This is a genomic window from Micromonospora sp. AMSO1212t, from assembly GCF_008868145.1.
In the GTDB taxonomy this organism is placed as follows: Bacteria; Actinomycetota; Actinomycetes; order Mycobacteriales; family Micromonosporaceae; genus Micromonospora; species Micromonospora tulbaghiae.
This window is the reverse complement of the sequence record NZ_WBKS01000040.1, coordinates 1-19,590: the sequence shown is the minus strand read 5'-3', so window position 1 is coordinate 19,590 and position 19,590 is coordinate 1. Positions and strand designations below refer to the sequence as shown.

Genomic DNA, 19,590 nt, shown 5'->3' with positions numbered 1-19,590 from the left:
ATCACCGGTGGAACCCTCGTCCGAACGGTCTTTTGGAGACGCAGAGATGGCCCACACCCCCGTCAACCACCCCGCGCGGCCGATCTACCGGGCGATCGGCGGGATCGTTGGTCTGTACTTCGTCGTCTTCGGCGGCCTCGGCATCATTGCCAGCGCCGGCAACGACTTCCTCGCCCAGGACGACACCAAGGTTCTGGGCCAGGGCACCAACATGGCGTTCTCGCTGCTGTCGGTGCTGGTCGGCGTCGTGATCCTGGTCGGCACCGCGATCGGCCGCAACCTCGACGTGGCGATCAACCAGTGGCTGGCCTACACGCTGATGGTGATCGGCCTGGCCGCGTTGGCGTTCCTGCAGACCGACGCCAACATCTTCAACTTCTCGATCATGACCGACGTCGTGGTCCTGACCCTGGCGCTGGTGCTCCTGATGGTCGGCATGTACGGCAAGGTCGGCTCCGACGACGAGCACGAGGCCTGGCAGAAGGCCCGCCTGGTGCTCTGATCCCGCCTCTTACCGAAGGCCCGGCGCAGCGCGCCGGGCCTTCGGTGTTTTCCGGACGTGAGCGGACACCGCAGGCGACAATTGCCCCGAATCAGTCACACGGCTGGAGGGCATCATGGCGCACTTCCCGGTGAACCACCCCGCGCGGCCGCTCTACCGGGTGCTGTCCGGGCTCATCGGCCTCTACATCCTGGTCTTCGGCGTCTTCGGCGTCTTCCAGACCTGGGGCGAAGGACTGTTCGGCCGGGACAGCGACTGGGCTCTCGGCCTGCGTACCAACCTGGCGTTCTCGCTGGTCTCGGTGGTCTTCGGCGCGGTCCTGCTGGTCGGCGCGTCCCGCCGCGACAACCTCGGCCACTACATGAACCTCACCGCCGGGGCGGTCTTCCTGGTCACCGGCATCCTGATGATGTCCGTGCTCCAGACCTCCGCGAACTTCCTCAACTTCTCGATGTCGACAGTCATCGTGTCGCTGCTGTTCGGGCTGGTCCTGCTCGCCACCGGCCTGTACGACAAGGTCGGCACACCTGAGCACGCCGAGGAGGAACGGCAGCGCCGCTACCACCCCATCGGCGAGCGCTGAGCGCGGCTGCCGTCGCGTGGCGGAGCGGCGTCAGCCCCGGGGGATCGGCCCCGGCTTCGACTCCAGGTGCGACAACCCGTTCCAGGCCAGGTTCACCAGGTGTGCCGCCACCGTCTCCTTGCGCGGCTCGCGCACCTCCAGCCACCAGCGGCCGGTCAGCGCCACCATGCCCACCAGCGCCTGGGAGTACAGCTCCGCCAGCTTCGGGTCGTACCCCCGGATGGAGAACTCGCCCGCCAGGATGTGCTCCACCTGGTGCGCCACGTCGTTCATCACGCTGCTGAAGTTGCCCGTCGCCGACATCAGCGGCGACTCCCGGACCAGCACCCGGAACCCGCTGGTCTCCTCCTCGATGTAGGTCAGCAGCGTCAGCGCGGCCTGCTCCAGCAGCTCCCGCGGGTTGCCCGCGGTCAACGCCGTGGTGATCCGGTCCAGCAGGGCGCGGACCTCCCGGTCCACCACCACCGCGTAGAGCCCCTCCTTGCCACCGAAGTGCTCGTAGACCACCGGCTTGGAGACCTTGGCGCGCGCCGCCACCTCCTCGATCGAGGTCGCGTCGAAACCGCGCTCGGCGAAGATCTGCCGGGCGATCGAGATCAGCTGCTCGCGCCGCTGCGTCGCGGACATCCGCACCCGGGAGGGCTTCGCCGCCGGCGCGGGCCGCCGACGGGCGCGTTCGCTGCCGGAAACGTCGGTCACCCGTCCATCCTGCCAGGCGCGACGCTCGCGGTCAGACCGGCCGCTGTCGTACGCGCGTTCTAATGTGTGCCCGTGACCGACCCCCTCGCCGCCCAGGCGCGGCGCCTACGTGTGGACGAGCAGCTCTCCGTCGCCGAGATCCGGGCTCGCCTGGGCATCGGCCGCGACCGGGTGTACGCGCTGCTGCGCGGCATCCCGCCGCCGGAGTGGACCCGCCGGCCGCGAGCCCGGGACGACGCCCGTGTCGAGGCCCTGCGGCTGCGCGCGGCGGGCCGGTCGGTCAACGAGATCGCGGCGCGCCTCGGGGTGGCGAAGTCGACCGCCTACCAGTGGGTGCGGCACCTGCCGCTGGACCCGGACGATGAGACGGCCGAGCGGCGCCGCGAGCACTCGAAGGCGATGACGGAGGCGCGCTGGAGCGCGTACCGGGAGGCGCGGGACGCCGCCCAGGCCGCAGAGCAGGCCCGCGCCGCCGGTGTGGTCGGCGGTCTCGGCGAGCGGGATCTGCTGATGCTGGGCGCCGCGATCTACTGGTGTGAGGGAGCCAAGTCCAAGCCCTGGCGGCCCCAGGGCCGGTTGGAGTTCGTCAACAGCGATCCCGGGCTGCTCGCCCTGTTCCTCGCGTTCCTGGCCTCCTGCGGGATCGGACGCGACGTGCCGGCCTATCGGCTCCTGATCCACGAGTCCGCCGATGTCCCTGCGGCGGAACGCTGGTGGGTGGAACGGCTGGCCCTTCCGCCGGAGCGGTTCGGCCGGGCGACCCTCAAACGGCACAACCCGGCGACGGTACGGCGGAACAACGGCGCGGACTACCGCGGCTGTTTGGTGATCACCGTTCCGCGCAGCCGGTGGCTCTACTGGCGCATCGAGGGCGTGATGGCCGGGGTCGGGCGCGCGGTGGAACAGGAGCGAGATGGGTGATCAGCCGGATGCCACCGGCGGCCGCGGTCGGCGTGGGGCGCTGAAGGGCGCCGCAAATCGGCTGCGCGAGGAGGGCTGGCACGAAGAGCAAACCGGGCAACCCCCGTTACGACCTGACGTTCACCAACAGCGACATCCGCCTGGTGGAACTGTTCGTCCGCTTCGTCGAGACGACAGGGCGAAGCCGCCATGGGCTGAGATATCGCGTGGCCATCCACGAAGACGTTGAAGAGACACCATCCCCGGACCACGCGGACCGACGTCGGGGCGGAGTACCGGATGTCTCGTCGTGAGAGTGCCGCGCTCGCGCGACCTGTACCTGTGGATGACCGGCGCGGTGGAGGGCATGGTCGCGGCGTCTGCCCCCGATCCGAGACCTCCGGAGGCGGACGGCACCCGCTAAGCTGTCTGCGTCCCTTCGGCCGTGGTGTAACTGGCAACACCCAAGATTTTGGTTCTTGTGTTTCAGGTTCGAATCCTGGCGGCCGAGCAAATCCAGGTATAGGTGTCCTTCTTGGGGTACGCGGCAACCTGCGGGCTGCTCTGGTTAGCATGACCGCGAGACTGTCGCCGTCCCGACGGGAGAGCCACGTCGTGTCCCAGCCCCACCTCCGCACCGTTGTCGTGCTCGCCGCCGGTGAGGGCAAGCGGATGAAGTCGTCCCTGCCCAAGGTTCTGCACCCGCTGCTCGGCCGTACCCTGCTCGGTCACGTCCTCGCCGCGGCCGGCCCGCTGGGCGCGGACCGCACCGTGGTCGTGGTCGGCCACGGCGCCGACCAGGTCCGGGAGCACCTGTCCGAGGTCGCCCCCGGCGCCACGCCGGTGCTCCAGGAGCGCCAGCTCGGCACCGGGCACGCGGTCCGCATCGCGCTGGACGCGGTGCCGGACGCCTCCGGCACCGTCGTGGTGATCAACGGGGACGTGCCGCTGCTGCGGCCGGAGACGGTCCAGGCGCTCGTCGAGGCGCACGAGGAGGCCGCCGCGGCGGCCACGGTGCTCGCCGCCGAGGTGCCGGACCCGACCGGCCTGGGCCGGATCGTGCGGGACGTGCAAGGGCAGCTGGAGCAGATTGTCGAGGAGCGCGACGCCACCCCCCAGCAGCGCGCGCTGCGCGAGATCAACGCGGGCATCTACGCGTTCGACGCGGCTCGCCTGCGGGAGGCGCTGGGCAAGCTCTCCACCGACAACGACCAGGGCGAGGAGTACCTGACCGACGTCTTCGCGTTGCTGCGCGACGCGGGGGAGCCGGTGGCTGTGCACTGCGCCGCCGACCACGTGGAGACGCTCGGCTGCAACGACCGGGTCGAGCTGGCCGCGCTGCGCGGGCTGCTGCGCGACCGGGTGAACGAGAGCTGGATGCGTACCGGGGTCAGCATCCTCGACCCCCACACCACCTGGATCGACGTGACGGTGACCGTCGAGCGGGACGCGGTGATCGACCAGAACACGCAGCTCCAGGGCGCCACGACGGTCGGCGAGGGCGCGCTCGTCGGCCCCGACACCACGCTCGTCGACACGGTGGTGGGCGCGGGCGCGAGCATCGTGCGCAGCCACGCGCTCGGCGCCGAGGTGGGCCCGCAGGCGAGCGTCGGCCCGTACGCGTACCTGCGGCCGGAGTCGCGGCTGGGCCGCAAGGCGAAGGTCGGCACGTTCGTGGAGACCAAGAAGGCGTCGATCGGTGACGGGTCGAAGGTGCCGCACCTGTCGTACGTGGGCGACGCGACGATCGGCGAGCACAGCAACATCGGCGCGGCGACCGTCTTCGTCAACTACGACGGGGTACGCAAGCACCACACCACCATCGGCAGTCACGCGCGTACCGGAGCGGACAACATGTTCGTGGCGCCGGTGCGGGTGGGCGACGGCGCGTACACCGCTGCGGGTTCCGTGATCACCGGTGACGTGCCGCCGGGCGCGATGGCGGTGGCGCGTGGTCAGCAGCGCAACGTGGAGGGCTGGGTGCTGCGCAAGCGGGCCGGCACGGACGCCGCGGAGGCGGCGCGGCGGGCCGGTGAGGGTGCGTCGGACACGGGCGGCGCCGCAAGCGAAGGTGACTGACTCCACGGCGATCGCCGGGCCGTGGGTGGATCGCTGAACCGGGGGCATACTGCAACCGAACAGTCCCCGGCCCACCGCCGCCGGGCACCACCGACATACGGGAGCAGACGGGCCCATGGGCAGCATCGTCGCCGAGAACCGCAAGAGCCTGATGCTCTTCTCCGGGAGGGGTTTTCCGGAGCTGGCCAAGGAGATCGGTGAGGTGCTCGGCGTCGCGCCGACGCCGGCCGACGCGTACGACTTCGCCAACGGCGAGATCTTCGTCCGGTACAAGGACTCGGTCCGTGGTTCGGACGCCTTCGTGGTGCAGTCCGTGACACACGGCGTGAACACCTGGGTCATGGAGACCCTGATCATGGTCGACGCGCTGAAGCGTGGTTCGGCCAAGCGGATCACAGTGGTGTTGCCGTTCTACCCGTACGCGCGGCAGGACAAGAAGCACCGCGGCCGGGAGCCGATCTCGGCGCGGCTGATCGCCGACCTGCTCAAGACGGCGGGTGCGAACCGGATCCTGACCGTGGACCTGCACACCGCGCAGATCCAGGGCTTCTTCGACGGCCCGGTGGACCACCTGTTCGCGATGGACGTGCTGGCCGAGTACGTGGAGCACAAGTACGCGGGCCGGCCGATGACGGTGGTCGCGCCGGACTCTGGCCGGGTACGTGTGGCCGAGCGGTGGACGGACCGGCTGGGCGGTTGCCCGCTGGCGTTCATCCACAAGACCCGCGATCCGCTCAAGCCGAACCAGGTGGTGGCGAACCGGGTGGTCGGTGAGGTCGAGGGCCGGGTGTGCCTGATCGTGGACGACATGATCGACACCGGCGGCACGATCACCAAGGCGGCTGACATCCTCAAGGAGCAGGGCGCGGCGGAGATCGTGGTCGCCTCGACCCACGCGCTGCTGTCCGACCCGGCGACGGAGCGGCTGAAGAACAGCCCGATCAGCGAGGTCGTGGTGACGAACACGCTGCCGCTGCCGTCGGAGAAGCAACTGGACAAGCTGACCGTGCTGTCGATCGCCCCGCTGCTGGCCCGGGCGATCCGGGAGGTCTTCGACGACGGGTCGGTGACCACCCTGTTCGGTGGCCTGAGCTGAGCACGCCGGTCCGGTCGCCGGGGAGTTCTCCGGCGACCGGGCCGATGCCCTGCGGAACCGGCCCGGCGGTGATAACGGGGGACTGCCGGAGAGCCGGGAATTCCCTCGGGTAGACTGGTGCGGTTGCCACGGCGAGGGTGCCCGGCGGGCTGCTGACAAGCACCGCACGGAGGCGCCGTCATCGACGCGGTGCTCCGGGCGGTCGTTCATGACCCTAGCCCCAGCGAGCCCCTCGCCCCAGCACCGCCAGACGACAAGCCGCCGCAGCGAAGCATCAGGAGTTTCCCCGTGTCCGAGGTAAAGATCAGCGCCGAGCCCCGTACCGAGTTCGGCAAGGGTGGTGCCCGTCGTACCCGCCGGGCCGGCAAGGTGCCCGCCGTGCTGTACGGCCACGGCGAGAAGCCCAAGCACATCGCGCTCCCGTCGCGGGAGTTCGCCGCCGCGATCCGTAAGGGCGGTGCGAACCAGCTCTTCGCGATCGAGGTCAGCGACGGCACCCAGGTGCTGGCGCTGCCGAAGGCGATCCAGCGTGACCCGATCAAGGACACCTTCGAGCACGTGGACCTGCTGCTGGTCCGCCGGGGCGAGAAGGTCACCGTCGAGGTTCCGGTCCAGCTGACCGGTGAGGCCGCGAAGGACACCCTGATCGTGCACGACCACGACACGCTGTCGGTGACCGCCGACGCGACCAAGGTGCCGGACCACCTGGAGGCGTCGATCGAGGGCGCCGAGCCGGGCACCACGATCACCGCTGCCGACGTCGAGCTGCCGTCCGGCGTCGAGCTGGCCACCGACGAGGAGACCGCTGTCGCCTCGGTGACCGCCGCTCCGACCGCCGAGCAGCTCGAGGCCACCCTCCCCGAGGTCGAGGAGGCCGCCGAGGAGGCCGAGGCCGAGGTCGGCGAGGAGACCGCCGAGGGTGCCGAGGGCGCTCCGGCCGCCGAGGGCGAGGAGGCCCAGGCCGAGGCGAAGACCGAGGCCTGACCGGTCCGCAAGGCTGTGCGACAGGCGTCCCCGGTTCCCGGGGGCGCCTGTCGGCGTATCGGGACTGGTCGGGCGAGCGAGCGGGAAGGGGCGTCGGGTGACGGACGAGGCGGGGCCGTGGCTGGTGGTCGGCCTGGGCAACCCCGGCCGGGAGTACGCGAACAACCGGCACAATGTCGGGTTCATGGTGGCGGACCTGCTGGCGGCCCGGGTGGGCGCGAAGTTCGGGCGGCACAAGCGCGCGATGGCCGAGGCCGCCGAGGGGCGGCTGGGGTTCGGCGGTCCGAAGCTGGTGCTGCTGAAGCCGTTGACGTACATGAACCTCTCCGGTGGTCCGGTGGCCGGGCTGGCGCAGTTCCACAAGATCCCGCCGGCGCGCGTGATCGCGGTGCACGACGAGCTGGACATCCCGTACGGGCAGGTGCGGGTGAAGTGCGGCGGCGGCGAGGGCGGGCACAACGGCCTGCGCTCGATGTCGAAGTCGCTCGGCACGAAGGACTACGTACGGGTGCGGTTCGGCATCGGCCGGCCGCCGGGCCGGCAGGACCCGGCTGACTACGTACTCTCGGATTTCTCGTCGGCGGAGCGCAAGGAGCTGGAGTTCCTGGTGGACCGCGCGGCGGACGTGGTGGAGTCGGTGGTTCTCAAGGGCGTGGAGCCGACGCAGAACCTCTACCACGGGGCCTGACGGGCGGTCGGTAGTCTGCGCCTCGGGTGACGGGAGCGAAGGCGGGTGACGGGAGCAGCATGGGCAGTCCTCCGATGATCGACGGCGGGTTCGCCCGGTGGCTGGCGTCCCGGGCTGGTCAGGCGCTGACGGCCCTGCGCGCGGAGATGGGCTTCGCCGACGCGGGCGCGCTCCGGTCGGCCGGTGACAAGGTCTCGCACGACCTGATCCGGACCGAGCTGGCGAAGTGGCGGCCGGCGGACGCGGTGCTGTCGGAGGAGGACGAGGGTTCGCGGCTGGCCTGGACGGCGGAGGCGACCGACGAGGCGCTGTCGCGCCTGACCGCGGACCGGGTCTGGATCGTCGACCCGCTGGACGGCACCCGCGAGTACGCGGAGGAGGGGCGCGCGGACTGGGCGGTGCACGTGGCGCTCTGGTCGCGTAACGCGTCGACGCCGCACGGTCTGGTGGCGGGCGCGGTGGCCCTGCCGGCCCAGCACCGGGTGCTCGGCACCGACCACCCGCCGGCGTACCCGCCGATGACTGTGGAGGCGGCCACCGGGGGCGGCGCGCGGGTCATCCGGTTGGCGGCCAGCCGTAGCCGTCCGCCGGTTTTCCTGACCGACCTGGCAGAGGACGTCGGCGCTCATCTGGTTCCGATGGGCTCGGCGGGCGCGAAGATCGCCGCCGTGGTCACCGGTGAGGTCGACGCGTACATCCACGCGGGCGGTCAGTACGAGTGGGATTCGGCCGCTCCGGTCGCTGTGGCGACGGCCACCGGTCTGCATGCTTCCCGGATCGACGGTTCTGCGCTGAAATACAACGGGGCCGACCCGCGTCTACCGGATCTGCTGGTCTGCCGCAAGGATCTCGCGAGTCGGTTGCTTGCAGCGTTGCAGCGGCATTCCGGGTAACCTGAGCGTTCTTCTTCACGACTCCGACCTGAAAGGTCTGGAATCCGATGTACGGATCCGTGCGAATCGAGTTCGTGTCATGACGTCCCCCGCCGCGTACCAGGTGTCGCACCTCGACGCGCTCGAGGCGGAGAGCATCTTCGTGATGCGCGAGGTCGTCGCCGAGATGGAACGGCCGGTGCTGCTGTTCTCCGGCGGCAAGGACTCGATCGTGATGCTCCGGTTGGCCCAGAAGGCGTTCGCGCCGGCCAACATCCCCTTCCCGGTGATGCACGTGGACACCGGGCACAACTTCCCCGAGGTGCTCGACTACCGCGACCGGCGGGTGGCCGAGCTGGGCCTTCAGCTCATCGTGGCGAGCGTGCCGGAGGCGCTGAACAAGGGCCTGGTCCGCGAGTCCGCCGACGGCACGCGCAACCGGATCCAGACGCCGGTGCTGCTGGAGGCGGTGGAGAAGCACCGCTTCGACGCGCTGTTCGGCGGCGCCCGCCGCGACGAGGAGAAGGCGCGGGCCAAGGAGCGGGTGTTCAGCTTCCGCGACGAGTTCGGCCAGTGGGATCCGAAGAACCAGCGTCCGGAGCTGTGGGCGCTCTACAACGGCCGGCACCACCCGGGCGAGTCGATCCGGGTGTTCCCGCTGTCGAACTGGACCGAGCTGGACGTCTGGCACTACATCGCGCGGGAGCGGATCCCGCTGCCGTCGATCTACTACGCGCACGAGCGCGAGGTGATCGAGCGCGACGGCATGCTCTACGCGGTCAACGAGTTCTTCCGGGCCCGCGCCGGTGAGCAGCCGTTCAAGGCCCAGGTGCGGTACCGGACCGTGGGTGACGCCTCCTGCACCGCGGCGGTCAGCTCGGACGCCGACACGGTGGAGAAGGTGATCGAGGAGGTGGCCGCCACGCGGATCACCGAGCGCGGCGCGACCCGCGGTGACGACCGGGTCAGCGAGGCCGCCATGGAGGACCGCAAGCGAGAGGGCTACTTCTGATGAGCGTCGAGACCCTGGCCCCGGCCGAGAGTGAGACCGCCCGGCCGATGGACCTGCTGCGGTTCGCCACCGCGGGCAGCGTCGACGACGGCAAGTCGACGCTGATCGGCCGTCTGCTCTACGACACCAAGTCGCTGTTCAGCGACCAGCTCGCCGCCGTCGAGGCGGTCAGCGCCGCCCGGGGCGACGAGTACACCAACCTGGCGCTGCTCACCGACGGCCTGCGCGCCGAGCGGGAGCAGGGCATCACCATCGACGTGGCGTACCGCTACTTCGCCACGCCGCGGCGGAAGTTCATCATCGCCGACACCCCGGGGCACACCCAGTACACCCGGAACATGGTCACCGGCGCCTCCACCGCCGACCTGGCGCTGATCCTGGTGGACGCGCGCAAGGGCCTGGTGGAGCAGTCCCGCCGGCACGCGTTCCTCTGCTCGCTGCTGCGGGTGCCGCACCTGGTCCTGTGTGTGAACAAGATGGACCTGGTGGACTGGTCGCAGGAGGTCTACGAGCGGATCGCGGACGAGTTCACCGCGTTCGCCGCGAAGCTCGACGTGCCGGACCTGACGGTGGTGCCGGTCTCCGCGCTGCAGGGCGACAACATCGTCACCCGCTCGGAGAACATGCCGTGGTACGAGGGCCCGTCGCTGCTGCACCACCTGGAGCGGGTGCACATCGCCTCGGACCGTAACCTGGTCGACGTGCGGTTCCCGGTGCAGTACGTGATCCGGCCGCAGTCCACCACCGTCACCGACTACCGGGGTTACGCGGGTCAGGTGGCCTCGGGCGTGCTCAAGCCGGGCGACGAGGTGATGGTGCTGCCGTCGGGCTTCACCAGCCGGATCGCGGCGGTGGAGACCGCCGACGGCCCGGTGGACGAGGCGTTCCCGCCGATGTCGGTGACGGTCCGGCTGACCGACGAGCTGGACATCTCCCGCGGCGACATGATCTGCCGGCCGAACAACGCCCCGATGGCCGTGCAGGACATCGAGGCGATGGTCTGCTGGATGGACGAGACCCGGCCGTTGCAGGTCGGCGGCAGGTACGCGATCAAGCACACGACCCGCTCGGCGCGGGCGATCGTGCGCGGGCTGCACTACCGGCTGGACATCAACTCGCTGCACCGCGACGAGACGGCCGGTGAGCTGAAGCTCAACGAGATCGGCCGGGTCCGGCTGCGGACCACGGTTCCGCTGCTCGCCGACGAGTACCGCCGTAACCGCACCACCGGCGGCTTCGTGATCATCGACGAGTCGACGAACCGTACCGTCGGCGCCGGCATGATCGTCGAGGCCGGCTGACGCACGTGACGAGAAGGCCCCCGGCGCGACGCCGGGGGCCTTTCGCGGTCAGTCCAGGCGGGTGACGCCGCCGGCCGGCAGGACGGTGAGCGTGCCGGGGGCGGTGAAGCCGTCCCGGGCGTACGCGTCGGTGACGGCGGCGGCCACCGCGTCGGCGGCGCCGGCGTCGACCAGGGCGAGCACGCAGCCGCCGAAACCGCCGCCGGTCATCCGCGCGCCGTACGCCCCGGCGGACAGCGCCGCCTCGACCGCGGTGTCGATCTCCGGCACGGTGATCTCGAAGTCGTCGCGCATGGAGGCGTGCGAGGCGGTCAGCAGCGGACCGGTGTCGCGGACCCGGCCGGCGCGCAGCAACGCGACGGTGTCGAGGACCCGCTGGTTCTCGGTCACCACGTGCCGCACCCGGCGGCGGGTCTCGTCGTCGTCGAGGCGGGCCAGCGCGGCGTCGAGGTCGGCCACCGTCACGTCACGCAGTGCGCTCACCCCGAGCGTCGCGGCGGCCCGCTCACAGCTCTTGCGGCGGGCCGCGTACTCGCCGTCCGCGTGCCGGTGCGGCGCCCGGCTGTCGATCACCAGCACGGCCAGCCCGGCGCCGTCCAGGTCGAACGGGATCTGCTCGATCTCCTCGGTGCGGCAGTCGAGGAACAGGGCGTGCCCGGCCCGGCCGCGGATCACCGCGGACTGGTCCATGATCCCGGTGGGCGCGCCGACGTAGTCGTTCTCGGCCCGCTGGGCGAGCCGCGGCCACCGCCCGGCGGGCAGGTCGAGACCGCCGAGGTCGACCAGGGCGGCCAGCACCGCCGACTCGATCGCCGCGGACGAGGAGAGCCCGGAGCCGACCGGCACGTCGGAGGCGACGGCGAGCCGCGCGCCCGGCACGTCGTGGCCGTCGGCGCGCAGCGCCCACACCACCCCGGCCACGTAGGCGGCCCAGCCGTCCACCCGGCCGGGCTCGTCGGCCTCCGCCGCGCCGAACTCGACCGGCTCGTCGTCCAGCTCCGACCAGACGGTCCAGCGTCCGTCGGGGGCGGGCGCGGCGGCGACCACGGTACGCAGCGGCAGCGCGAAGGGCAGCACGAAGCCGTCGTTGTAGTCGGTGTGCTCGCCGATCAGGTTGACCCGCCCGGGAGCCGCCCAGCGGCCCGCCGGCTCGGCGCCGTACCGCTGCCGGAAGCCGGCCGTGGCGCGGTCGGCGACGTTCATGAGGGCTGTCCCGCGACGTGCTCGCGGTAGAACGCCCAGGCGTCGCCGACCATGTCGTGCAGGGTCGGCTTGGCCGGCGTCCAGCCCAGCTCGTCGCGGGCCAGCGCGGACGACGCGACCAGCTCGGCCGGGTCGCCCTCGCGGCGGGCGGCCACCTCGACCGGCACCGGGTGCCCGGTGACCTCGCGGACCACGTCGACCACCTGCCGGTTGGTGAAGCCGTTGCCGTTGCCCAGGTTGTAGATCCGGTGCCGGCCCGGGGTGGCCGCGTCCAGCGCGAGCAGGTGGGCGCGGGCCAGGTCCTCGACGTGGATGTAGTCGCGTACGCAGGTGCCGTCGACAGTGGGGTAGTCGTCGCCGAAGAGCTGGAGCTTCTCCCGCCGCCCGGCGGCCACGTCGAGCGCGATCGGGATGAGGTGGGTCTCCGGGTCGTGCCGCTCGCCGATGGCCAGCCCGTCGCGCAGGTACGCCCCGGCGACGTTGAAGTAGCGCAGCGAGACGGCGGCCAGGTCGTGCGCGATCGCCTCGGAGGTGAGCGCCATGTCGACGGCCAGCTTGGTGGCGCCGTAGGTGCTGGTGGGGGCCTTGACGGCGGTCTCCGGGATGGGCAGCTCGGTGGGGTTGCCGTAGACGGCGGCGGTGGAGGAGAAGACCATCCGGGGCACCCGGGCGGCGCGGACCGCGTCGATGAGCGCGATCGAGCCGACCGTGTTGGTGTGCCAGTACAGCTCGGGACGGATCATCGACTCGCCGGCGGCGATCAGGGCGGCGAAGTGCAGCACGCCGTCGAAGCCGGCGTCGGGGGTGAGCACCCGGGCGGCCTCGTGCACCGGCAGCTCGACGTGGGTGGCCTCGGGGGCGAGGGCTTCCCGGTGACCGGTGCGCAGGTCGTCCAGCACGGTCACCTGGTGGCCGTGGTCGAGCAGCATCCGGGTCACCACGCTGCCGATGTAGCCGGCGCCGCCGGTGACGAGCAGTTTCACGTCGGTCCTCCTGCCTGGGCCGCGTCCCGCGGCGGCCGTCCCGTGATCACCCTACGGCCGGGGGTGGTGTTGCGGCTGTCGAGTTGAATCCGCCTCTATTCCATCATAATCCTTCACGATTGAACAGATCCGAACATTGGACCGAGCGTGCGGTGGCCGCTGTCTACCATCCTTCTCATGCGGGAGGGTGGTGGTCCCGGGCCCCGGCGGAAACCGTCGGGGCGGCCCCGACGCGAACCCGGCCCGCTGGCCCGCACCGTGGCCCGTCTCGTGGTGCGCGGCGCCGACGGCGCCACCCGCCTGGTCACCGCCCTGCTCGGGGCCAGCCCCACCGCCGGCCGGGAACGGATCAGCGAGGCCGAGCTGCGTGACCTGGTCGCGGCGAACACGCTGCTCGACCCGGACGAACGGCGGATCATCGACGAGGTGCTGGTCGCCGGCGCCCGGCTCGTCCGCGAGGTGATGGTGCCCCGCACCGAGGTGGTCTTCCTCAGCGCGGCGCTCCCGCTGGCGCAGGCCCAGCGGCTGGTCCGGGCCGACCCGCACACCCGCTACCCGGTGGTCGACGGCACCCACGACGACGTGGTCGGCCTCGTGCACCTGCGGGACGTGCTGCTGCGCCCGGAGGCGGACCGGCCGCTGCTGGTCGGCGACCTGATCCGGGAGGTGAAGCGCCTGCCGGACAGCAAACGCGTGCTGGCGGCGCTCACCGAGATGCGCCGGGAGGGCCACCACCTGGCCGTCGTCGTCGACGAGTACGGCGGCACCGCCGGCATCGTCACCTGCGAGGACCTGGTCGAGGAACTGGTCGGGGAGATCCGGGACGACGAGCACGGCCCGCTCGAACCGGAACCCGCCGGCCTGCCCGCGGTCGTCGACGGCCGGCTCAACCTGACCGACTTCGCCGAGCGCACCGGGGTGCCGCTGCCCGCTGGGCCGTACGAGACGGTCGGCGGGTTCGTGATGGCCGCCCTCGGCCGGCTGCCGGTGGCCGGCGACGAGGTGCCGGTGGCTGTCGACCCGGCCACCGGATCGGTTCCCGCCGATCCGGCCGGCTGGTTGCTGCGGGTGCTCACACTCGACGGCCGGCGGGTGTCCCGCCTGGCGGTCTCCGCCGCACGGCTGCCCGAGCCCCGGCGTGAGGTGAACGGTCCGCTTCCGCCCGTACCCGCCCGATCCACCGGCCCGTCATGACGGACGCCGGGGCTTGCTGACAGAATTGCCGCCATGTCCGACGTACCCGCCCGCCCGCGCGTCTTCTCCGGCATCCAGCCGACGGCCGACTCGTTCCACCTCGGCAACTACCTGGGCGCGCTGCGGCACTGGGTGGCGTTGCAGGACAGCCACGACGCCTACTACTGCGTCGTCGACCTGCACGCGATCACCGCCGGGCACGACCCGAAGGTGCTCAAGCGCCGCAGCCGGGTCGCCGCCGCGCAGTTGTTCGCGCTCGGCCTGGACCCGGAGCGCAGCACGCTGTTCGTGCAGTCGCAGGTGCCCGAGCACTCGCAACTGGCGTGGGTGCTCGGCTGCATCACCGGCTTCGGCGAGGCCGGCCGGATGACCCAGTTCAAGGACAAGTCGCAGAGGCAGGGCAGCGAGCGGGCCAGCGTCGGCCTGTTCACGTACCCGATCCTCCAGGCCGCGGACATCCTGCTCTACCAGGCGAACGCGGTGCCGGTCGGCGAGGACCAGCGACAGCACCTGGAACTCTCCCGCGACCTGGCGCAGCGGTTCAACTCGCTGTTCGGCCGCACCTTCACCGTGCCCTCCCCGCACATCGTGAAGGACACCGCGAAGATCACCGACCTGCAGGATCCGACGGCGAAGATGTCGAAGTCGTCGTCCTCCCCGGCCGGCATCATCGACCTGCTGGAGGATCCGGCCCGCTCGGCCAAGAAGATCCGCTCGGCGGTCACCGACACCGGCCGCGAGATCGTCTTCGACGCCGAGGGCAAGCCGGGCATCACCAACCTGCTGACGATCTACTCCGCGCTCTCCGGCCGGAGCATCGACGACCTGGTCGCCGCGTACGACGGCAAGGGCTACGGCGACCTGAAGAAGGACCTCGCCGAGGTGGTGCGGGAGTTCGTCACGCCGATCCAGGAACGCACGAACGCCTACCTGAACGACCCGGCGCAGCTCGACAAGCTGCTCGTGCGGGGCGCGGAGAAGGCCCGGGTGGTGGCCGCCGGGACGCTGCGGGACGCGTACGAGCGGGTCGGCTTCTTCCCGCCCGTGCGGTTCGAGTAACGGCCCGGACGGGCGGGAACGGGTGACGCAGCCGGTGGCCGGAGGGGTGGCGCGCGACGTGGCGGGCAGTGACACGGCGCCGGGCGGCGCGGACACGATCCAGATCGGGATCGCGGTCGACGTCCCCGAGCCCTGGGGCGGGATGCTCACCCGCCGCAGGGTAGAGGCCGGCGACCCGCTCGCCGTCCCCGCACACGTCACCCTCCTCGGGCCCACCGAGATCCCGGTACGCGCACTGCCCGCCGTCGAGGATCACCTGGGCCGGGTCGCCGCCACGCACCTGCCGTTCACGCTGCACCTGCGCGGCACCGGCACGTTCCGTCCGGTCACCCAGGTGGTCTTCGTGGCGGTGGCGGCCGGGATCAGCGAGTGCGAACTGCTGGCCGCCGCGATCAACTCGGCCCCCGAGCTGCGGCGCGAGCTGCGCTTCCCGTACCACCCGCACGTCACGGTGGCGCAGGACGTGCCGCCCGAGGTGCTCGACAAGGCGTACGAGGATCTGGCCGACTTCTCCGCGTTGTTCCAGGTGGACGCGTTCACGCTGTTCTCGCACAGCGGGGCGACCCGGTGGCAGCCCCGCCGCGACTTCCGGCTCGGCGGCCCGAGCTGAACATCCGACCGGCCGGGGCCCCTCCGCCACGGGCGGAGATCGGCGAGGATGACGGGGTGAACGTCTTCGGCCGGATCGAGGCGGCGGTGGGGCGCCGCATCGACGCGGCCCGGAGCCGCTCGTCGGTCTTCGACCACGTCTGGCGGGCCGGGACGCTCTACGCCGACCTGCTCGCCGGGCGGCTCGCCGCCGCCATCGCGTACTACGGCTTCTTCGCCGTGTTCGCGCTCGCGCTCGTCGCGTACTGGATCTTCGGCGCGGTGCTCCGGGACAACGAGGAGGTCAGCCGCGGCGCGGCCCACTTCCTGGAGGAGAACCTGCCCTTCCTCGACCCGGCGCAGATCGCCGAGAGCAGCGGCACCGTCGGCGTGGTCGGCCTGGTCATCCTGGTCTTCACCGGCATCGGCTGGGTGGAGGCGATCCGCTCCTCGCAGCGGCTGATGTACGGCTTCAACCAGCAGCCCGGCAACCTGGTGGTGCGGCGTCTGGTGGACCTGGGCGTGCTGGTTGCGGTCTTCGTGCTGCTGTTCGTCTCGGTGGCCGCCGTGGACGCGCTGGAGTCGCTGCTGCGCTTCCTGCTGCGCAGCACCGGCTCGGTGGGCCTGACCACCGTCAGCGCGGTGCTGAGCGTGCTCGTCAACGCCGTGCTCGCCGCCGCGCTGCTGCTGGCCGTGCCCCGGCTGCGGATGAGCCGGCGCCGGCTGCGCCCGGCGGTGCTGACCATCGCCGTCGGGATCACCCTGCTCAACACAGTGGGGCGCTACTACGTGGTACGCACCGAGCGGAACCCCGCGTACACCGTGGTCGCCACCGCCGTGGGCCTGCTGCTCTACCTCTACCTGCTCAACCAGCTGGTGCTCTTCGGCGCCGCGCTGGCCGCCACCAGCCGGTACGGCCGGGTGGTGGACCTGGCCGAGGGCGGTGCCCGGGAGGTGGACGTGGAGGCGGACGTGCTCGACGAGGAGACCGAACCGGGCACACCGGGGGGAGCGGGATGAGCGCGCGCATCCGGATCGACGCCGAGTCGGCGGTGCCGCCGTACGAGCAGGTGCGGGCGCAGTTCGCCGCGCGCATCGGCGACGGGCGGCTGCCGGTGGGCACCCGGCTGCCGGCGGTGCGGCAGCTCGCCGCCGACCTGGGGCTGGCGGTGAACACCGTGGCGCGGGCGTACCGGGAGCTGGAGGGCGCCGGCCTGGTGGAGACGCGCGGCCGGCACGGCACCGTGGTCGCCCCCGGCCGGGACGACGCCACCGACCGGCTGCACCGGGCCGCCGCCGAGTACGCCGCCGAGGCGCGTCGCCTGGGCGTCGCGCCGGAGCGGGCGGTCGCCCTGGTCCGTGCGGCGCTGGACGCCGGCACGCGTGGCTGAGTGCGGTCCCCGAAGCGGGGAGAGTCCGATGTTTGCGTTCCCCGAGCCGACGCGCGACGACCATGATGGGCCGGTGGGCGCACTCGTGACACTGGACCTGCCGGACGACTCCCCGATCCGGGGCCTGCCGTGGATCATCACGTTCGGCCCGCTCGGCGCCGAGGACGACTGGGAGCCGGTGGTCTGCGGCCCGTACGAGCGACCGCACGCGCTGGCGCTGGCCGAGGCGGTGGTGGCAGACGAGCAGTTGATGGCGGTGGTGGAGCCGCTGCTGCCGGCGCTCACGCCGGAGGAGATCCGCGGCGAGATCGCGGCCGCGCAGATCGCCGCCGAGGACGAGGCGGCCCAGGTCGACCAGGCGGATCTCTACGGCGACTTCGAGGACGTCATCGACGAGGAGCTGGAACTGGCCGCCGAGCGCGAGCCGGAGCCCGAGCCGGCGAAGGCGCCCGACCGGGAGGAGATCCGGGCCGGGTTCGCCCGGATCGCCGCGCTGCTCACCGCCAAGGGCGGCTGAGAACGCTCGGTCCCGATGGACGCCGGCCCCCCGGGAGCGCACTCCCGAGGGGCCGGGACCACCTCACCCCCCACCACAAGGGGTCGGCAGCCCAGCCGCCCGTCGGCGCGGGGCACAACGGACGGCCAGGTCGTTGGCGGGTTACCCGGCTCAGCGCCGTTCGAACCACGCAGCCGCGTCCACCGGCAGGACGTACCCGTCGCCCCGCTCGGTGAGGTCGGCGCTGGCGACGAGCGGACGGCCGTGGCCGCTCACCGTCACGTCGGCGCCGCTGATGTTCACCACGCAGGTCACCTCGGCGTCCCCGGCGGCGCGGCGGAACGCCAGGACACCGGGCTCGGTCTCCAGCCAGGTGATGCCGTCCAGTCCGGCCAGCGCCGGGTGCTCGTGCCGGATGCGCAGCGCGGTCCGGTACAGCTCCAGCGTCGAGCCGGGCATCCCGGTCTGGGCGGCCACCGACAGCGACCGCCAGGTCGCCGGCGCCGGCAGCCAGCTCAGCTCGCTGCCGTCCGGTCCGAAGCCGTACGGGGGCAGCTCGCCGCCCCACGGGATCGGCACGCGGCAGCCGTCCCGGCTCTCCCCGGTACGCCGGAACGCCGGATCCTGGCGCAGCTCGTCGGGGAGGTCCAGCACCTCCGGCAGGCCCAGTTCCTCGCCCTGGTAGACGTACGCGCAGCCGGGCAGCGCGAACATCAGCAGCGCGGCGGCGCGGGCGCGGCGCAGGCCGACCTCGCCGTCGCCGTACCGGGTGACGTGCCGCTGCCGGTCGTGGTTGGAGAGCACCCAGGTGGTCGGCGCGCCCACGATCGTGGACTCGGCCAGCGCCGTGTCGATCACCTTGCGGAACGAGTCGGCCGACCAGGTGGCGTCGAGGAAGTCGAAGCTGAACGCCTGGTGCAGTTCGTCCGGGCCGATGTAGCGGGCCAGCCGCTGCGGCGTCTCGGCCCACGCCTCGGCGACCGCCATCCGGCCGCCCGGGTAGCTGTCCAGGATCGGCCGCCAGGCGCGGTAGATGTCGTGCACCTCGTCCTGGTCGAAGTACGGCAGCCGGCCCTTGCCCAGCAGCTCGGACTGGCGCTGGCCGGTGGTCATCGAGTTGAAGCCGACGTCCGGCAGGCCCTCCGCCTTGATCATCCCGTGCGCCACATCGATCCGGAAGCCGTCCACGCCCCGGTCCAGCCAGAAGCGCAGCACGTCCTCGAACTCGGCCCGCACCTCCGGATGGCGCCAGTTCAGGTCGGGCTGGGCCGGGTCGAACAGGTGCAGGTACCACTGGCCGTCGACCACGCGCGTCCACGCCGGGCCGCCGAAGATGCTCTCCCAGTCGTTCGGCGGCAGCTCACCCTGCTCGCCCTTGCCGTCGGCGAACAGGTAGCGCTCGCGCTCCGGTGAGCCCGGTCCGGCGGCGAGCGCGGCGGCGAACCACGGGTGCGCGCTGGAGGTGTGGTTCGGCACCATGTCCACGATGATCCGCAGGCCGAGCGCGTGCGCGTCGGTGATCATCTCGTCGAAGTCGGTCAGGTTGCCGAACAGCGGGTCGACGTCGCGGTAGTCGGCCACGTCGTAGCCGGCGTCGACCTGCGGCGAGGTGTAGAACGGCGTCAGCCAGAGCGCGTCCACGCCGAGGTCGCGCAGGTACGGCAGACGCTGCCGGATGCCCTGGAGGTCACCCACACCGTCGGAGTTCGCGTCGGCGAAGCTGCGGACGTACACCTGGTAGACGACAGCGGACCGCCACCAGTCGTCGTCGGCGGTGCGTGGGGTGGTGCTGGGGGCGGAGGTCATCGCTGTCGATCCCGTTCTGTGGCGGCTTCTGGTGCGGCGCAGGGTGTCTGAGCAGAATGCCGCCATTGCACTGCAAGAGTCAAGCATTCCTTGCGCAAGAAATGACAGCCATCACCCGCCCTCGCCCCGAAACCCTCTCCCGAATCCCGGGACC

Annotated in this window: 20 protein-coding genes and 1 tRNA gene; 17 read left to right on the top strand and 4 right to left on the bottom strand. The window is 71.8% G+C overall.

Annotation, left to right across the window (positions count from 1 at the left end; all coding sequences use genetic code 11):
• Positions 1 to 46 precede the first annotated feature (46 nt).
• Both F8279_RS13280 and F8279_RS13275 read left to right on the top strand, forming a co-directional pair.
• Positions 47 to 502, top strand: a complete 456-nt coding sequence (locus F8279_RS13280) for a DUF4383 domain-containing protein (RefSeq protein WP_091415268.1) — start codon at positions 47 to 49, stop codon at positions 500 to 502.
• Between the two features lie 115 nt (positions 503 to 617).
• Positions 618 to 1,085: a DUF4383 domain-containing protein gene (locus tag F8279_RS13275; protein ID WP_091415273.1), complete on the top strand. Its 468-nt coding sequence runs from the start codon at positions 618 to 620 to the stop codon at positions 1,083 to 1,085.
• Between the two features lie 30 nt (positions 1,086 to 1,115).
• Here F8279_RS13275 and F8279_RS13270 read toward each other — a convergent pair whose 3' ends face one another.
• Positions 1,116 to 1,784 carry a TetR/AcrR family transcriptional regulator gene (locus tag F8279_RS13270; RefSeq protein ID WP_091415277.1) on the bottom strand — a complete coding sequence of 223 codons (669 nt, stop codon included), beginning with the start codon at positions 1,782 to 1,784 and terminating at the stop codon, positions 1,116 to 1,118.
• A 72-nt stretch (positions 1,785 to 1,856) separates the two neighbouring features.
• On the opposite strand from F8279_RS13270, the gene F8279_RS13265 reads away from it, so the two are divergent.
• The 9 genes from F8279_RS13265 to F8279_RS13225 all read left to right on the top strand — a co-directional run bounded on the left by F8279_RS13265 (position 1,857) and on the right by F8279_RS13225 (position 10,716).
• Positions 1,857 to 2,705 carry a helix-turn-helix domain-containing protein gene (locus F8279_RS13265; protein ID WP_151500086.1) on the top strand — a complete coding sequence of 283 codons (849 nt, stop codon included), beginning with the start codon at positions 1,857 to 1,859 and terminating at the stop codon, positions 2,703 to 2,705.
• A 418-nt stretch (positions 2,706 to 3,123) separates the two neighbouring features.
• Positions 3,124 to 3,195: transfer RNA gene (locus F8279_RS13260), tRNA-Gln, on the top strand.
• Positions 3,196 to 3,257: 62 nt separating this feature from the next.
• Positions 3,258 to 4,763, top strand: a complete 1,506-nt coding sequence (glmU, locus tag F8279_RS13255) for a bifunctional UDP-N-acetylglucosamine diphosphorylase/glucosamine-1-phosphate N-acetyltransferase GlmU (RefSeq protein WP_225853258.1) — start codon at positions 3,258 to 3,260, stop codon at positions 4,761 to 4,763.
• Positions 4,764 to 4,878: 115 nt separating this feature from the next.
• A complete protein-coding gene (locus F8279_RS13250; protein WP_030501163.1) occupies positions 4,879 to 5,859 on the top strand; it encodes a ribose-phosphate diphosphokinase in 981 nt (326 codons plus the stop codon).
• A gap of 288 nt (positions 5,860 to 6,147) precedes the next feature.
• Positions 6,148 to 6,843 carry a 50S ribosomal protein L25/general stress protein Ctc gene (locus F8279_RS13245; protein WP_151500085.1) on the top strand — a complete coding sequence of 232 codons (696 nt, stop codon included), beginning with the start codon at positions 6,148 to 6,150 and terminating at the stop codon, positions 6,841 to 6,843.
• Positions 6,844 to 6,940: 97 nt separating this feature from the next.
• Entirely contained in the window at positions 6,941 to 7,531 is a 591-nt protein-coding gene (gene pth, locus F8279_RS13240) for an aminoacyl-tRNA hydrolase (protein ID WP_091415293.1), read from the top strand.
• Between the two features lie 59 nt (positions 7,532 to 7,590).
• A complete protein-coding gene (locus F8279_RS13235) occupies positions 7,591 to 8,424 on the top strand; it encodes an inositol monophosphatase family protein (protein WP_151500084.1) in 834 nt (277 codons plus the stop codon).
• Between the two features lie 79 nt (positions 8,425 to 8,503).
• A complete protein-coding gene (gene cysD, locus F8279_RS13230) occupies positions 8,504 to 9,415 on the top strand; it encodes a sulfate adenylyltransferase subunit CysD (protein ID WP_151500083.1) in 912 nt (303 codons plus the stop codon).
• Complete coding sequence (locus F8279_RS13225; RefSeq protein WP_091415305.1) at positions 9,415 to 10,716, top strand: sulfate adenylyltransferase subunit 1; 1,302 nt, start codon at positions 9,415 to 9,417, stop codon at positions 10,714 to 10,716. The genes cysD and F8279_RS13225 overlap by 1 nt, the downstream gene beginning before the upstream one ends.
• Before the next feature lie 48 nt (positions 10,717 to 10,764).
• Here F8279_RS13225 and galK read toward each other — a convergent pair whose 3' ends face one another.
• The gene (gene galK / locus F8279_RS13220) at positions 10,765 to 11,919 is read right to left on the bottom strand and encodes a galactokinase (RefSeq protein WP_151500082.1); all 1,155 of its coding nucleotides are present in this window, start codon (positions 11,917 to 11,919) and stop codon (positions 10,765 to 10,767) included.
• Complete coding sequence (gene galE / locus F8279_RS13215) at positions 11,916 to 12,902, bottom strand: UDP-glucose 4-epimerase GalE (protein WP_151500081.1); 987 nt, start codon at positions 12,900 to 12,902, stop codon at positions 11,916 to 11,918. Before galE ends, galK begins: the two co-directional genes overlap by 4 nt.
• Before the next feature lie 177 nt (positions 12,903 to 13,079).
• Between galE and F8279_RS13210 the strand changes: the two genes are divergently transcribed.
• The 6 genes from F8279_RS13210 (at position 13,080) to F8279_RS13185 (ending at position 17,651) form a co-directional block, all read left to right on the top strand.
• Positions 13,080 to 14,096: a hemolysin family protein gene (locus F8279_RS13210; RefSeq protein WP_192580690.1), complete on the top strand. Its 1,017-nt coding sequence runs from the start codon at positions 13,080 to 13,082 to the stop codon at positions 14,094 to 14,096.
• Between the two features lie 33 nt (positions 14,097 to 14,129).
• Positions 14,130 to 15,155, top strand: a complete 1,026-nt coding sequence (gene trpS / locus F8279_RS13205) for a tryptophan--tRNA ligase (RefSeq protein ID WP_151500080.1) — start codon at positions 14,130 to 14,132, stop codon at positions 15,153 to 15,155.
• A gap of 34 nt (positions 15,156 to 15,189) precedes the next feature.
• Positions 15,190 to 15,765, top strand: coding sequence for a 2'-5' RNA ligase family protein (locus F8279_RS13200; protein ID WP_225853260.1), 576 nt, complete (start codon positions 15,190 to 15,192; stop codon positions 15,763 to 15,765).
• A gap of 56 nt (positions 15,766 to 15,821) precedes the next feature.
• Positions 15,822 to 16,763 carry a YhjD/YihY/BrkB family envelope integrity protein gene (locus tag F8279_RS13195; RefSeq protein ID WP_151500078.1) on the top strand — a complete coding sequence of 314 codons (942 nt, stop codon included), beginning with the start codon at positions 15,822 to 15,824 and terminating at the stop codon, positions 16,761 to 16,763.
• On the top strand, positions 16,760 to 17,134 hold the full coding sequence (locus F8279_RS13190; RefSeq protein WP_013283968.1) for a GntR family transcriptional regulator: 375 nt from the start codon (positions 16,760 to 16,762) through the stop codon (positions 17,132 to 17,134). The genes F8279_RS13195 and F8279_RS13190 overlap by 4 nt, the downstream gene beginning before the upstream one ends.
• A 73-nt stretch (positions 17,135 to 17,207) precedes the next feature.
• Positions 17,208 to 17,651 (top strand): hypothetical protein, encoded by a 444-nt coding sequence (locus F8279_RS13185; RefSeq protein ID WP_175438614.1) that lies wholly within the window; start codon positions 17,208 to 17,210, stop codon positions 17,649 to 17,651.
• A 150-nt stretch (positions 17,652 to 17,801) separates the two neighbouring features.
• On the opposite strand, the gene F8279_RS13180 is transcribed toward F8279_RS13185, so the two are convergent.
• Complete coding sequence (locus F8279_RS13180; protein ID WP_151500076.1) at positions 17,802 to 19,436, bottom strand: glycoside hydrolase family 13 protein; 1,635 nt, start codon at positions 19,434 to 19,436, stop codon at positions 17,802 to 17,804.
• Positions 19,437 to 19,590: the final 154 nt, after the last annotated feature.

Excerpts from the sequence above, each read along its gene's own strand:
- F8279_RS13280 (WP_091415268.1), top strand. The coding sequence starts at position 47 with ATGGCCCACACCCCCGTCAACCACCCCGCGCGGCCGATCTACCGGGCG.
- F8279_RS13275 (WP_091415273.1), top strand. The coding sequence starts at position 618 with ATGGCGCACTTCCCGGTGAACCACCCCGCGCGGCCGCTCTACCGGGTG.
- glmU (WP_225853258.1), top strand. The coding sequence starts at position 3,258 with ATGACCGCGAGACTGTCGCCGTCCCGACGGGAGAGCCACGTCGTGTCC.
- F8279_RS13250 (WP_030501163.1), top strand. The coding sequence starts at position 4,879 with ATGGGCAGCATCGTCGCCGAGAACCGCAAGAGCCTGATGCTCTTCTCC.
- F8279_RS13235 (WP_151500084.1), top strand. The coding sequence starts at position 7,591 with ATGGGCAGTCCTCCGATGATCGACGGCGGGTTCGCCCGGTGGCTGGCG.
- cysD (WP_151500083.1), top strand. The coding sequence starts at position 8,504 with ATGACGTCCCCCGCCGCGTACCAGGTGTCGCACCTCGACGCGCTCGAG.
- F8279_RS13225 (WP_091415305.1), top strand. The coding sequence starts at position 9,415 with ATGAGCGTCGAGACCCTGGCCCCGGCCGAGAGTGAGACCGCCCGGCCG.
- galK (WP_151500082.1), bottom strand. The coding sequence starts at position 11,919 with ATGAACGTCGCCGACCGCGCCACGGCCGGCTTCCGGCAGCGGTACGGC.
- F8279_RS13210 (WP_192580690.1), top strand. The coding sequence starts at position 13,080 with ATGCGGGAGGGTGGTGGTCCCGGGCCCCGGCGGAAACCGTCGGGGCGG.
- trpS (WP_151500080.1), top strand. The coding sequence starts at position 14,130 with ATGTCCGACGTACCCGCCCGCCCGCGCGTCTTCTCCGGCATCCAGCCG.
- F8279_RS13190 (WP_013283968.1), top strand. The coding sequence starts at position 16,760 with ATGAGCGCGCGCATCCGGATCGACGCCGAGTCGGCGGTGCCGCCGTAC.
- F8279_RS13180 (WP_151500076.1), bottom strand. The coding sequence starts at position 19,436 with ATGACCTCCGCCCCCAGCACCACCCCACGCACCGCCGACGACGACTGG.